Source organism: Malaciobacter mytili LMG 24559 (assembly GCF_003346775.1).
GTDB lineage: Bacteria > Campylobacterota > Campylobacteria > Campylobacterales > Arcobacteraceae > Malaciobacter > Malaciobacter mytili.
This window is the reverse complement of record NZ_CP031219.1, coordinates 2,022,363-2,035,707: the sequence shown is the minus strand read 5'-3', so window position 1 is coordinate 2,035,707 and position 13,345 is coordinate 2,022,363. Positions and strand designations below refer to the sequence as shown.

The window sequence follows — 13,345 nt, the reverse complement described above, 5'->3', positions numbered from 1 at the left end:
AATGAACCAAATTTTTCGATAATATGTCCTTTTTAATTAGTTTGCGAAATTATAACATATTATTTTATAACTCTAGTTTTTTTAAAAAAGATGAAATTAATGGTTCATTATCAACTCTACAAATCATATATGTATGAATATTTTCTATTTCTTTAGGAAGGTATTTTATTTCTAAGTCTTTTGTATGTTCAAACCTTTGAATAAAAGATAAAGGAAGTATAGTTATTCCCATTCCCATTTTAACACAGCCTAAAATTGTCTCCAAGCTACCAAATTCAATATTTTTATAATCTAATTGTTGTTGTTGTTTTAAATAAGCATCTAAATATTTTCTATATGTACATCCTTTTTTAAAAGTTAAAATATTTTTTGCAGGTTCTTTTTTTAAAGATTTTAATAAAACTATTTTTTCTTTATACTCTTTTAAAATCTTAAACTCTTTTTCTAATGGTTTTCCACTTATAAAGCCAATATCAATTTTATAATCTAATAATAACTCTTTTATCTCTTGTGTTGGTCCAGTTGTAAGTTCAAGTTTCATATTTGGATATTTATTATCTATTTTTGATAATAAAGTAATTATTCTTGTGGCTGCATTTGATTCTGTTGAACCAATTTTTAAGTTTTCACTATGCTTCATATGTAGAAGTAATTGTTCTGCATTTTGTATTTTTTGAATAATTTCTTGTGCTAACGGAAGTAGTTTTATAGCAACATCGGTTAAAACTACACCTTTTGAAACTCTATGAAAAAGATTAAAACCAATATTTTTTTCAAGTTGTTTAATTCTTGCTGTTACATTTGATTGGGCACAATCAAGTTCAAGTGCTGCTTTTGAAAAACTTTTTAATGTTGCAACGCATAAAAAAACTTTTAGTAAATTTGAATCCATCACTAATCCTTATATCATTTATAGTGATTGATTATTTGACAATCAATCATTTTTAGTGATATTATAACAGAAAAATTTAGGTTTAACTATGAGAGAGATTTTTTTTAATAGAGAAAACAATGTGAGTATTATACTTGCTGGTATATTTGCATTGATTGTAGGGATGGGAGTAGCTAGGTTTGCTTTTACTTCACTTTTACCTTCTATGTTAGAACATAGAATAGATATTAGTTTTGCAGGGCTATTAGCTTCAATTAACTATTTTGGATATTTATTAGGAGCTATTTTTGCAATTTTTTTAAAAGAGCTATCAAAAAAAATTTTATTTTTTAGAATAGGGTTAATTATTTGCTTTTTTACTACTATTTTTTTGGGACTAAATACAAATGATTTTATTTGGATAGTTTCAAGATTTATTGCTGGTTTTGGTTCTGCTATGCTTATGGTTGTAGGTTCTTCATTAGTTATGAGTAGATTAAAGTTTGAAGATAAAACAAAAGCAATGGGAATACATTTTTCAGGAATTGGTTTTTCTATTGCTGTAACAGATATTATAAATAGAGTTGTTTTACAAAATAATACTTGGGAAAAAGCTTGGATAATTTTGGCTATTTTAGTAATAATTTTAGGTTCTTATTCTTTTTATATTTTAAATGAACAAAAAAGTATAAATTTTAATAAAATAAAAGGAAAACCTTTTAAATTTGATTTATTTGTAATAGTTTTAATTTTTACATATTTTACAGTTGGAGTAGGTTTTGTAATTCAAGGAACTTTTTTACCTGATATTATAAATAGTATAAAAGGTTTAGAAGGTTTTGGTTCTATTTCCTGGCTTCTTGTGGGTCTTTCTGGGATTCCTTCTTGTATAATTTGGATGAGATTAGCATATAGTTTTGGAAGTGTAAATATAATACTTATTTGTATGTTATTATTAATAGCAAGTATTTTAATACCTATTTATACTACAAATTTATTTTTAAATCTTCTAAGTGCTATTTTATATGGTGGAACATTTATAGCTTTAGTTGGATTGTTTTTAAATTTAGGTGGAAAAATAGCAAGTTCAAATCCTGCATTTTTAATGGGTGCTTTAACTAGTTCTTATGGAGTAGGGCAAATAGTAGCACCTTTATATGCCATTGCTTTAATAGAAAAATATAAAAATTATGATTCAACTTTATATCTAACAGCATTTATAATGTTTTTAGGAGTAATAATTTTATTTTTAAATAAAAAAAAGGAGTATTTATATGCCAATAATTAATGTAAAAATGACCCATGAAGATGGTGGTGCAACAAAAGAACAAAAAGAGCTGTTAGCAAAAAAACTAACGCAAGCTTTTAGTGAGATTTTTAATAGAGGTGAAAAAAGCACTGTAGTTGTAATTGAAGAAGTTAATACTGATAATTATGCTATTGGTGGAGAGACAATTACAAATATAAGAAAAAATAAAGCTTAGTTTTTTAACTAAGCTTTATATAATTTGTCCTAAACCATCTTCTATATAATCATTTATTTTTTTTACAAACTCTTCATATGATATTTGTCCAGATTTATTAAATAATACTATTTTTTCTCCAAATTCATCATGAATAAAGTGATTTTTTTTAATAACTTCATTATATAACTCTTTACTTTCTTCATCACTATCTAAATCATTATATAAAAACCAATTTGCAGTTGAGTTTTCTATTCTTATTAAACCAAAAGTTTTTTTATCATCAATATAATCTTGAATAGTTCCTTCTTCAAATTTGGCACCAACTACCATATCATATTCATTTAAAAGCATTTCCATTTTATCTTCCTTTTTACAAAATGCAATTATAACTGCAAATAAGTTATAATTCGTTTTAAAAATAAAAAAGAGCTTTGTAATGATAGATTATAGAAAAAAGATTACTACACATAGAGAACATTATCCAATAGAAGATTTAGAAATCTCAGTTGAAAGTGATAGGGGAAGAATTATTTCAACTCCAGCTTTTAGAAGACTACAAAAAAGAACTCAAGTTTTTCCTTTAGAGTTAAATGCAGCAGTTAGAAGTAGATTAACTCACTCTCTTGAAGTACAACAAAATGCAAGGTATATAGCAAGAACTATTTTACAAGAAATAAAAATACAAGGAAAGTTAAAAGAGTTTCATTTAGAAGGTTTAGAAGCTGCTTTTATTTCAATTTCTGAGATGTCAAGTTTACTTCATGATATAGGAAACCCTCCTTTTGGACATTTTGCAGAGTTATCAATAAATGATTGGATGAAAAATGTTGCAATTAAGTGTTTAGATAATCTTTATGGAGAGGTTTCTTTAAATAATATTGCTTTAAAAGAAGAACTTATTGAAGATATTACAAATTATGATGGAAATGCACAAGCTATTAGAATAATAAAATATCTTCAAAGATTAAATCTATCTTATTCTCAAATAGCATCTGTTTTAAAATATACAAGAGGGGCTTTTCAAAGAAAACCAAGTGGTGAGGATAACTTAAATTATCTAAAAAAGAAACCTGGATTTTATTACTCTGAAAAAGATTTTGTAAAACAAGTATGTCAAGCTTTAGATATAAAGCAAGGTTGTAGATTCCCTCTTACATATATTATGGAAGCAGCTGATGATATTTCTTATTTAACAGCAGATATTGAAGATGCTGTTGATAAAGGTGTATTTAGTTTGGATGATTTATATAAATATATTATAGAAGAATCAAAAATAGTAAATAAAAAATATAATAAAGAGGAAAATTTTTTATTAGATTTAGTGGAAAAATATTATAAGAAAGTTAAAGAACAAGAAGATGAACCTTATCAATTTAACTTATTTCTAACTTTAACAAGAGCTAATTTAATAAATCATTTAGTTAAATATGTCTCAAAGGTATATTTAGAAAATCATCAAGAGATTTTTGAAGGAACTTTTAATAAAGCCTTACTTGATTATGATAAAACAAATAAATACTCTTTAACAATAGAGATTTTACAAAATATTTCTATTAAATATATTTATAATAATAAAGAAAAGCAAGCCTTAGAGTTAAAAGGACATGCAATTTTACATGGTCTTTTAAATTGTTATAAACCAATATTGCAACTTACAAGCCAGGAGTTTTTAAAGCTAGTATCAAAACAAAAAATACAGTGTTTTGTTTCAGCAAGACTTATTGGAAGATTATCTTCAAAACATATTGTTGCTTATTCTAAAGCAGTTGAAGAACTAGATAAAACTGATATTGAAAAATTTAATCTTTTAGAGTGGTATTATAGAGCAAGATTAATAATTGATTATATTTCTGGAATGACAGATGATTTTGCTTTAGATGAGTTTAAAAAACTAAGTGCAGTTTAAGAAGGAGTTTCCCTTCTTAATTGTTTTTTACAAATTCATCAATTTGTTTTATATAGTCTTGTTTTTCTTCTATTGATATAAAAGAAGAATTAAAAGAGTTTTTAGCCAATTGAATAATTTGTTGTTTTGATAAATCTAAAGCTTTATAAACTGCTATAAAATTTTCATTTAAATATCCACCAAAATAAGCTGGGTCATCTGAGTTTATAGTTACATTTATCCCAAAGTCTAACATCTTTTTAATATTATGTTCTTGCATAGTTTCAAAAACTTTTAGCTTTGTATTTGATAAGGGACAAACAGTAAGTGCAATTTGCATTTGTTTAAGTCTTTTCATTAGCTGTTCATTTTGTATAGCTTGAACCCCATGGTCTATTCTATTTACTTCTAATAAATCTAATGCTTCATTTATATATTCATAAGAAGCCTCTTCTCCTGCATGGGCAACAAGTTTAAAACCTAACTCTTTTGCTTTTTTAAAAACCTTTTCAAATTTACTTGGAGGATTACCAATTTCTGATGAATCAAGACCAATTGCTATTATATCTTCTTTAAATTCAAGGGCTTGTTCTAAAGTTTTAAAAGCATCTTCTTGGCTTAAATGTCTTAAAAAGCACATTATTAATTTTGAGCTTATTTTAAATTCATTTTTGGCGTCGTTTAATGCTTGTTTAATACCATTTAGTACGGTGCTAAATTCAATCCCTCTATGTGTATGAGTTTGTGGATCAAAAAATATTTCTGTATGCAAAATCTTTTGTTTATGACACTTTTTTAAATATTCAAAAGTTAAATCGTAAAAGTCTTGTTGTGTAATTAAAACTTTTGCTCCATTATAATATAAATCTAAAAATGATTGTAAATTAGTGAAATTATAGGCATCTTTAACTTCTTGTATATTTTTATAGGGTAATTTTATATTGTTTTTTTGTGCTAAAGAAAACATTAACTCTGGCTCTAGTGAACCTTCTATATGTAAATGTAATTCTGCTTTTGGGATATTATTAATAAAATCTAACATTTAAAATCCTTTTTATTTAGAATGCATTTATAACAAAAAAGAGATTAAATCCTTTAACCTTTTTTCATTAATTTTTTTAATTAGTTTTAAACTTTCTCAAACTTTAATATTATTAGCTATACAATTACATTATATAAAGATTACAAGGAGGTGCGATTGCAAAAACAATTAAATAAAGAAGCTTTCTGTAAAAAAACTAGAGGTTTAAAAGGTATTTGAACTTATAGTTGATGTTGTTAAAAAACAACCAACACCACCATAAATATGGTTTATGATTGTAATCTTTTAACTTAAAAGTTATTACAAAAGCTTAAGGTGCTTTGAAAAAAGCAAAATACTTACAGTTAGACACTATATATACCTTATTTACCTCCATAGTGAGTTACTATGGAGGTTTTTTATATTAAAAATATTAACATTTTGATACAATTTTGAAAAAATATAAAAGGCTTTATTATAAAAAAATTTAGAAAAGTTCATATAGAAATTACAAATATTTGTAATTTAAAATGTACCTTTTGTCCTCCCAAAATCAAACCAAATGCTACTATGAGTTTAGAACAATTTGATAAATTAAATTTTCAATTAAAAGATATTACTAAAGAGTTGGCATATCATATTGTAGGTGATCCTTTAGTTTTATCAAATTTAGAGGAATATTTAAATATTAGCAATAAATATAATTTAAAAGTAAATCTTACAACTACAGCTAATAATATCTCGTTTAAACACTATAAAGCTTTAATGAATAAAACAATAAAGCAGATAAATTTCTCTATAAATTCATATAATGCAAACTCTCATAAAAAGAGTTTAGAACAATATTTAGAACCAATTTTTTCTTTTATAAAATATGCACAAGAAAAACAGCATGAATACTTTATAAATCTAAGAATTTGGAATTTAGATGAAAGTTTAAGTGCAAAAGAGTTTAATAAAAAAGTTTTTAAATATACAAATGATTTTTTTAATTCAAATTTAGATGTGGAAGAGATTTATAAAACAAAACCTAAAAATATAAGAGTTGCTAAAAAAATATTTTTTAATTTTGATGAGTATTTTAATTGGCCAAGTTTAAACAATAATATAGTTTCAGCTAAAGGTTTTTGTTATGGTTTAGATTCTCATTTTGGTATTTTAAGTAGTGGGGAGGTAATTCCTTGTTGTTTAGATCAAAATGCATGTATTAATTTAGGAAATATAAATAATAGTAAAATAGAAGAGATTTTAAATACAAAAAGAGTAAAAGAGATTCAAAATGGTTTTAAAAATGGTATAGTAGTTGAAGAATTATGCCAAAAGTGTGATTATAGAACTAGATTTGATAGAAAGGAAAATAATGAATGAAGTAGAATTAGTAAATATTAGTTTAAAAGATTTTTTTACAAAAAAAATGTTAAAGTTTGCACTTTTACCACTTTTATTTACTCTTTTAGTAATGTATATTTTATTTTTTAGTGCTGCAGGATATGGTTTAGAAAATCTTGATATTATGATAACTCAGGTTCAAAATGGACAAAATGTAATAATTGATGAAAATGCACCTTTTTATTATGATTGGGCAAATTTTTTACTTCAATATTCAATTACGGCTTGGTTGGTTGGATTTTTAGTATATACAGTTGGAATAATTTTTATTATGATGTTTTCAGTTTTTTTAACTTTAGTAATAATTGGATTTTTAACACCTTTTATTTTAAAAGTTATTCATAAAAGACATTATAGTTCTTTACCTATGAGTGGTCATGGAAGTTTATTAAGTCCTTTATTTATATTAATAAAAAGTTTATTTGTAATGGTATTTTTATTTATTATTTTAATTCCTTTATATTTTATTCCTTTTATAAATATTATAGCTTTTAATATACCTATTTATTACTTTTTTCATAAACTATTAAATTATGATGTGGCTTCAACAATTTTAAGTAATGAAGAGTTTAATGTAATTTATAAAAAAGAAAAAAATAGTTTTAGAATTAGAACTTTTTTGTTATATATGCTTTCATTAGTACCTTTTATTACACTTTTTTCAGCCGTTTTTTTTGTAATATATTTAGGACATGGATATTTTATAGAGTTAGGAAAAATAAAGGGAAATAATACTGCTATAGATAAGTTTTTAAATAACTAATCTATAGCCAGTACCTTGAATATTTTTTAAAATACCATCTGGTAATTTTTTTCTAAAATTTTTAATAAAAAGTCTCATAGCATTTGGAGTCATAATATTTGAATCATCCCAAATTTGTGTTTCCATCTCTTCATATGTAATAATTCTATTTTTATTTATTAAAAGCTTTAAAAAGGCATTTTCTTTTTTTGTTAAGATATGTTCTACTTCTGGTCCAATTACACAAGATTTACTTTCATCATATATCCATTTAGAAATTAGATTATATACAGGTGCAGTTTCATAACTTTTAATAAAGGCCTCTAAAGCTTCTGTTAATTTAGCTTCAGTAATAGGCTTAATAATATATTTTACTAAATGAAGTTCTGTTGCCTCTAACATATACTCTAAATCTGTATGAGCTGATGTAATTATTACTCTAACTTTTGAGTCAGTTTTTCTTATTCTTTTTATTAATTCAATTCCTGTCTCTTTTGGCATTCTAATATCAGTAATGATTAAATCAGGTCTTTTCTCTTGATAAAGTTTATAGGCTTCTTGGGCATTTTTTGCCAAATATAAATTTTTAAACATATGTTTTAGAATTTCATAGATATTATTTCTAATACCTTCTTCATCTTCAACATAAAGCAAATTGAAGCTACTTAATTGCTTAATTAAGTCTTGATTCATAGTAAAATCCTTATTAGAAAAGATATGGTATCATATCAAAAAAAAGCCTAAGTACAGCATAAATCAAAATACTTAGAAGTTTATATTAGGAAGAACTTTGCAACTTATAACAGAAAAAAATATTTCAAAAATGACCATTTATATTTTTATAATAATTATGTCTTCAATGATTTTTATGATCTCTTATTTTTATGTAAAAAATACTTATGCAAATTTTGAAAAACAAATGCAAAAATATGTACATGAATATTATAATAATCAAAAAGCAATTTTAAAAAAAGAAGTAGATACAGTAATTGATATTTTAAATTACAATCTTATTAAGGATACACACTCTGAAAAAGAATTAAAAGAGGATACTATAAGACTTTTAAATAATATCTCTTTTCAAGCAAAAAAAAGTGATTACTTTTTTGTATATGAAATTAAAAAGATGGAAGGTGGAGATGATTTTGCTAGGATGATTGTAAACCCAAATAGACCTGATTTATTAGGTTCTTATATTTCTACAAATTATAAAGATGAAAATGGCAAAAAGTTTCGGGAGGAGTTTATGAATAATATTAGATTAAATGGAGAGTCATTTAATCAATATGCTTATAAAAAACCAAATTCAGATGAAATAAAACAAAAGGTGTCATATTTTAGATTATATCCGCAATGGAATTGGGTAATTGCTATTGGAGTTTATACAGATGATATTGAAAAAGAAATAAGCTTAAAAAGAGAAGATTTAAAAAATCGAATTAAAGAACAAGTTATTCAAAATATTTTATTATTTTTACTATTTTTAACAATTGCAATTGTTATTTCTATTTTAATTTCAAAAAAAATTGATGAGGTATTAAATAACTATCAAGATAAAGTAAAAGCAAAATCTGATGAATTAATGCAATTAAATGAAAGCTTAGAACGAAGAGTAAAAGAAGAGGTTGCAAAAAATAGAGAGCAAGAACAGCTATTAGTTCAAAAATCTAGGTTTATTGCCTTAGGTGAGATGATTTCTAATATTGCACATCAATGGAGACAACCCCTTTCTGAACTTTCATCAATATTAATGTTTATTAAATTTAAATACAATATGAATAGTTTAGATAAAGAGACAATGGATCAAAAATCACAAGAAGCAGAAAGGGTTTTAGATTATATGTCTCATACAATTGAAGATTTTAGAAACTTTTTTTTACCTAAAAAAGATAAACAAAAATTTCAACTATATACGGCAGTTGAATCAGTTATGACTATTCTTTCAAGTGCTTTAACAAATAATTATATAAATATTGAAATGCAAATTGATGAAAATATTGAGCTTGATACTTATTTAAACGAATTTGAACAAGTTGTTTTAAATATAATGTCAAATGCAAAAGATGAACTTATACTTAATAAAATTAAAAATCCAAAAATAAAAATCTATTCACAAGAGCTAGAAGATAAAGTGATTTTATTTATTGAAGACAATGGAAAAGGTATAGATGTAACTCCAATTGAAAAAATCTTTGAGCCATATTTTACTACTAAAAAAGATAGTGATGGAACAGGTATTGGTCTTTATATGTCAAAAATTATTGTGGAAAAAAATATAAATGGGGAATTAAAAGCTCAAAATACTCAAAATGGAGCAAGATTTTCAATCTCTATTCCTAAAGACTAATCTTTATATTGGTCTTGTTTTTTCTTTGTTAAATAAGCAAGAAATAAAACTACTAAAGCAACAATAGAAAAACTTATAAGTTCATTTGTAAACTCTTCATAATTCATTTAAAAACCTTTTAGATAAAAAAAAAGTAAGAGTAAAAACTCTTACTTTTTAGGAAGAAAATTTAATTTATCTTATCCAAACATTAAGTTAGGTAAGAATAAAGCAATATCTGGAACATAAGTTACAAGTATTAATCCTGCTAAAATTGTCATTGTCCATGGGAATGCTGCAATAATAACATCTTTAATAGACATACCTGTTAAACCACTTGTAACAAAGAGGTTAAGTCCAACTGGTGGGGAAACCATCCCAAGTTCCATATTAATTGTAATAACAATACCAAAGTGAATTGGATCAATTCCAAGTGCAATTGCAACTGGAAGTAATAATGGTACCATAATCATAATAATAGCACTTGGCTCCATAAATGAACCAGCTAAAATTAGAAGTAAATTAACCATTAAAAGGAACATATATTTATTTACATTTGCTTCAACTAAAGCTTCTGTAATTGCTTGTGGAATATTTTCAATTGTTAAGAAGTGAGCAAATAACATTGCATTTGCAATAATAAACATAATCATTGCAGTTGTTTTTGCTGATTCTAAAGCAGTTGAATATAATTCACTAAATTTAATATCTCTATAAATAAATACTGATACAAAAAATGCCCACATACAAGCAACAGCTGCTGCTTCTGTTGGAGTGAAAACACCTCCATAGATACCACCAATAACAATAACAATTGTTAAAAGTCCCCATGAAGCATCTTTCATTTTCTTTAATCTAACTTTAAAAGGTTGTGGTTCAGTTCTTTCAAACCCTAATCTTCTTGCACCAATATAAGTTACAACCATAAGCATAATACCTAGTAAAATACCAGGGATAACTCCAGCCATAAATAGCTTACCAATAGAAACTTCTGCAGTTACACCATATACAATTAATACAATTGAAGGAGGGATTAAAATACCTAATGAACCTGCTGTTGCAATAGTTCCAACAGCATATTTTTTAGGATAACCTGCTTGCATAATTGCACCAAACATAATAGATCCAATTGCAACAACTGTTGCAGGTGAACTTCCTGAAACTGCTGCAAAAATAATTGATGCAAAAATTGCAGAAATTGGTAAACCACCTGGTAAATGTCCTACAACTGATTTAGCAAACTCAATAATTCTTTGTGCTGCACTTCCTTTACTTAGTAAGTTACCAGCAAAAATAAACATAGGAATTGCCATAAGTGAGTAGTGCTCAATCTTATCAAACATCATCGCTGAAATTTCAATAGGTGAAATAGGTGTAAATAAAACTAATGTTACAAATGTTGCTGCACCTAAACAAATAGCAATAGGAGTTCCAAGAATAACAAGGAAGAAAAATATACCAAATAATACTGCTACACTCATAGTAGTCCTCCTGTTTTCTTTTCTACTTCTTTAACCATTTCATTTAGTTTTTTCACGTTTTCATTATCCTTATGCTCTTTAGCACCCATACCCATATCAGCAAGTACTTGTTCAGCTTCTGTTTCTTTTAAAATTTTGTCATGACTTGTACTTAAAATTCCATGAATTCTCTCAGCAACTCTGTAAGCACCAAAAGAGAAAGACACAGGAATAACTAAATAAATAATCCACATAGGTGTATTCCATAAGTCTATTGATTTTTCATCTAAGTCAATAACTACAAATAGATATTTATATCCAAAATATGCAACAGCACATAAAAATATAAAAGTAACTAAGTGAGAAATTAATAACATAATTTTTGCAATTCTTGAAGGTACAACATCTAAAACTACAGTTACAGCAATATGAGCATCTTTTTTAAAGCAATATGCTGCTGCAAAAAATACACTCCATAAAAATGAGAAAATAGTAAGTTCCGTTGCCCAAGTAAATGAAGCATCAAAAAGGTATCTAGCTACAACATTTACAAAAGCTACAACAACCCCAGCAGTGATTCCCACTACTGCGATTTTTTGATTTATATGACCTATTATTTTACTAATAATATTAAAAATAGTCATAGTAAATTATTCCGTTGCTAAAGTTTTCTTAATTAGATCTTCACCAATAACTTCTTTATCATAGAAGTCAGGGTAGATTTTACTTACAGCTTTTCTCCACGCTTCTCTTTGTTCTTCAGTTAATGTAAAGATTTCTAATTTACCAGTTTTTTCTGCATATTCTTTAATTAAGTTAAATTGCTCAGTATTTAAAGCTTCAGCAAATTCTCTTTCTTTATCTGTTGCTTCTTTCATAGCTTGTTCAACTTTTGCTTGTAACTCAGGTGTTAAAGAATTCCAGAATTTTTCACTCATAACAACTAAATAACCTAAGTATCCGTGGTTAGAAATTGTTAAGTATTTTTGTACTTCGTGGAATTTTTTAGTATAGATGTTTGAAATTGGGTTTTCAGCTGCATCAATAACCCCTTGTTGTAACCCTGAATATACTTCAGAGAAAGGCATCATTTGTGGATTTGCTCCAACTGCATGAAATTGTGCTTCAAGAACTTTTGAAGACATAATTCTAAATTTTTGACCTTCAGCATCTTCTGGCATTAATAATGCTTTTTTAGAAGAAGAGAATTGTTTAAAGTGATTATCCCAGAAAGCTAATGCTTTATATCCTTTTTCTGTTACCATACCTTTTAAAGCATTTCCTACTTCTCCATCTTGTACCCTATGTAGATGGTCTATATCTTTAAATAAAAATGGTAAATCAAATAAAGCTAATTGAGGAACAATTTTACCAAATTTTGAGAAACTTGGTGCTGCCATTTGAACAGAGTCTAATTTCAATGCTTTTAATACTGCATTATCATTATATAATTGAGAAGAAGGATAAACTTGAACATCAATTTGTCCATTTGTTAGCTCTTCTAATCTTTTTTCAAAGTAATCAGCTGCTTTTCCTTTTGGTGTGTTTGGACTTACAACATGCGAGAACTTAAGTGTATATGTTTGCTTTGCAGTTTCTGCTGAAGCTTTAGTTTCCTTAGAGTCACCTTTGTTGTCACCACAACCTGTAAAAAATAATGCTGAAGCTACTACAGCACTAGATACTATACCTTTCATGATTTTTGTCATTTTTACTCCTTGATTTTGTTTACAAGAAAATTATAATGTAAAGTTATGTAATTATTATGTAAAAAAATGTAAATTTTAAAATTTATGTATAAAAATTGTACAGTAGCCGATTTTGTGGTATATTGGTCATATGTTAATTATAAGAAAAACTTAAAATAGTAGCAATAAAATAGCAAAAAAGTAAAAAGTATATATATTTATTATCTCTAGCTTAAAAAAATAAATTAACTTTCAATAAAAAATTAAAAAATAATTTTTTTTAGGTCTTGAAAAAATGAAAAAAATATAAAATTTTTTACACACATAATAAAAAAATAGTAATTTTTTATTGGGTACCTTCTTGTAACCACCTAAAAAATAGGCTAAAATAAACTTAATTTATGCTTAGACACTGTTTTTAACCATTTTTTAAATATTATTTTGTTATATTATTAGACTTTTACTAAGGGATATAATAATTATACTATATTAATAAA

Annotated in this window: 13 protein-coding genes; 6 read left to right on the top strand and 7 right to left on the bottom strand. The window is 25.6% G+C overall.

Annotated features, from left to right (window positions below; translation table 11 throughout):
• Window positions 1–64: 64 nt before the first annotated feature.
• Entirely contained in the window at window positions 65–892 is an 828-nt protein-coding gene (locus AMYT_RS09925; RefSeq protein ID WP_114842392.1) for a LysR family transcriptional regulator, read from the bottom strand.
• Window positions 893–980: 88 nt separating this feature from the next.
• Here AMYT_RS09925 and AMYT_RS09920 point away from each other — a divergent pair, with 88 nt between their 5' ends.
• The gene (locus AMYT_RS09920) at window positions 981–2,159 is read left to right on the top strand and encodes a YbfB/YjiJ family MFS transporter (RefSeq protein WP_114842391.1); all 1,179 of its coding nucleotides are present in this window, start codon (window positions 981–983) and stop codon (window positions 2,157–2,159) included.
• The gene (locus AMYT_RS09915) at window positions 2,146–2,355 is read left to right on the top strand and encodes a tautomerase family protein (RefSeq protein ID WP_114842390.1); all 210 of its coding nucleotides are present in this window, start codon (window positions 2,146–2,148) and stop codon (window positions 2,353–2,355) included. The genes AMYT_RS09920 and AMYT_RS09915 overlap by 14 nt, the downstream gene beginning before the upstream one ends.
• Before the next feature lie 15 nt (window positions 2,356–2,370).
• On the opposite strand, the gene AMYT_RS09910 is transcribed toward AMYT_RS09915, so the two are convergent.
• Window positions 2,371–2,694: a hypothetical protein gene (locus tag AMYT_RS09910; RefSeq protein ID WP_114842389.1), complete on the bottom strand. Its 324-nt coding sequence runs from the start codon at window positions 2,692–2,694 to the stop codon at window positions 2,371–2,373.
• Between the two features lie 79 nt (window positions 2,695–2,773).
• Between AMYT_RS09910 and dgt the strand changes: the two genes are divergently transcribed.
• Window positions 2,774–4,243: a dGTPase gene (dgt, locus tag AMYT_RS09905; RefSeq protein WP_114842388.1), complete on the top strand. Its 1,470-nt coding sequence runs from the start codon at window positions 2,774–2,776 to the stop codon at window positions 4,241–4,243.
• Between the two features lie 16 nt (window positions 4,244–4,259).
• Here dgt and AMYT_RS09900 read toward each other — a convergent pair whose 3' ends face one another.
• Complete coding sequence (locus tag AMYT_RS09900; RefSeq protein WP_114842387.1) at window positions 4,260–5,264, bottom strand: adenosine deaminase; 1,005 nt, start codon at window positions 5,262–5,264, stop codon at window positions 4,260–4,262.
• A 441-nt stretch (window positions 5,265–5,705) separates the two neighbouring features.
• Here AMYT_RS09900 and AMYT_RS09895 point away from each other — a divergent pair, with 441 nt between their 5' ends.
• Window positions 5,706–6,611: a radical SAM/SPASM domain-containing protein gene (locus AMYT_RS09895; protein ID WP_322934332.1), complete on the top strand. Its 906-nt coding sequence runs from the start codon at window positions 5,706–5,708 to the stop codon at window positions 6,609–6,611.
• Window positions 6,604–7,395, top strand: a complete 792-nt coding sequence (locus AMYT_RS09890; protein ID WP_114842385.1) for an EI24 domain-containing protein — start codon at window positions 6,604–6,606, stop codon at window positions 7,393–7,395. The genes AMYT_RS09895 and AMYT_RS09890 overlap by 8 nt, the downstream gene beginning before the upstream one ends.
• On the opposite strand, the gene AMYT_RS09885 is transcribed toward AMYT_RS09890, so the two are convergent.
• A complete protein-coding gene (locus tag AMYT_RS09885) occupies window positions 7,384–8,067 on the bottom strand; it encodes a response regulator transcription factor (RefSeq protein ID WP_114842384.1) in 684 nt (227 codons plus the stop codon). The genes AMYT_RS09890 and AMYT_RS09885 overlap by 12 nt on opposite strands.
• Window positions 8,068–8,164: 97 nt before the next feature.
• Here AMYT_RS09885 and AMYT_RS09880 point away from each other — a divergent pair, with 97 nt between their 5' ends.
• The gene (locus tag AMYT_RS09880) at window positions 8,165–9,721 is read left to right on the top strand and encodes a sensor histidine kinase (protein WP_114842383.1); all 1,557 of its coding nucleotides are present in this window, start codon (window positions 8,165–8,167) and stop codon (window positions 9,719–9,721) included.
• A gap of 179 nt (window positions 9,722–9,900) precedes the next feature.
• Here the strand turns inward: AMYT_RS09880 and AMYT_RS09875 are convergent, their stop codons facing one another.
• The 3 genes from AMYT_RS09875 to AMYT_RS09865 are packed head-to-tail and all read right to left on the bottom strand — an operon-like array spanning window position 9,901 to window position 12,869.
• Entirely contained in the window at window positions 9,901–11,181 is a 1,281-nt protein-coding gene (locus tag AMYT_RS09875) for a TRAP transporter large permease (RefSeq protein WP_114842382.1), read from the bottom strand.
• Window positions 11,178–11,804, bottom strand: coding sequence for a TRAP transporter small permease (locus AMYT_RS09870; RefSeq protein ID WP_114842381.1), 627 nt, complete (start codon window positions 11,802–11,804; stop codon window positions 11,178–11,180). The genes AMYT_RS09875 and AMYT_RS09870 overlap by 4 nt, the downstream gene beginning before the upstream one ends.
• A gap of 6 nt (window positions 11,805–11,810) precedes the next feature.
• The gene (locus tag AMYT_RS09865) at window positions 11,811–12,869 is read right to left on the bottom strand and encodes a TRAP transporter substrate-binding protein (protein ID WP_191287665.1); all 1,059 of its coding nucleotides are present in this window, start codon (window positions 12,867–12,869) and stop codon (window positions 11,811–11,813) included.
• Between the last annotated feature and the right edge of the window lie 476 nt (window positions 12,870–13,345).

Coding starts and splice junctions, on each gene's coding strand:
- AMYT_RS09870 (WP_114842381.1), bottom strand. CDS start 11,804: ATGACTATTTTTAATATTATTAGTAAAATAATAGGTCATATAAATCAA.
- AMYT_RS09900 (WP_114842387.1), bottom strand. CDS start 5,264: ATGTTAGATTTTATTAATAATATCCCAAAAGCAGAATTACATTTACAT.
- AMYT_RS09910 (WP_114842389.1), bottom strand. CDS start 2,694: ATGGAAATGCTTTTAAATGAATATGATATGGTAGTTGGTGCCAAATTT.
- AMYT_RS09875 (WP_114842382.1), bottom strand. CDS start 11,181: ATGAGTGTAGCAGTATTATTTGGTATATTTTTCTTCCTTGTTATTCTT.
- AMYT_RS09885 (WP_114842384.1), bottom strand. CDS start 8,067: ATGAATCAAGACTTAATTAAGCAATTAAGTAGCTTCAATTTGCTTTAT.
- AMYT_RS09925 (WP_114842392.1), bottom strand. CDS start 892: ATGGATTCAAATTTACTAAAAGTTTTTTTATGCGTTGCAACATTAAAA.
- AMYT_RS09890 (WP_114842385.1), top strand. CDS start 6,604: ATGAATGAAGTAGAATTAGTAAATATTAGTTTAAAAGATTTTTTTACA.
- AMYT_RS09920 (WP_114842391.1), top strand. CDS start 981: ATGAGAGAGATTTTTTTTAATAGAGAAAACAATGTGAGTATTATACTT.
- dgt (WP_114842388.1), top strand. CDS start 2,774: ATGATAGATTATAGAAAAAAGATTACTACACATAGAGAACATTATCCA.
- AMYT_RS09915 (WP_114842390.1), top strand. CDS start 2,146: ATGCCAATAATTAATGTAAAAATGACCCATGAAGATGGTGGTGCAACA.
- AMYT_RS09865 (WP_191287665.1), bottom strand. CDS start 12,869: ATGACAAAAATCATGAAAGGTATAGTATCTAGTGCTGTAGTAGCTTCA.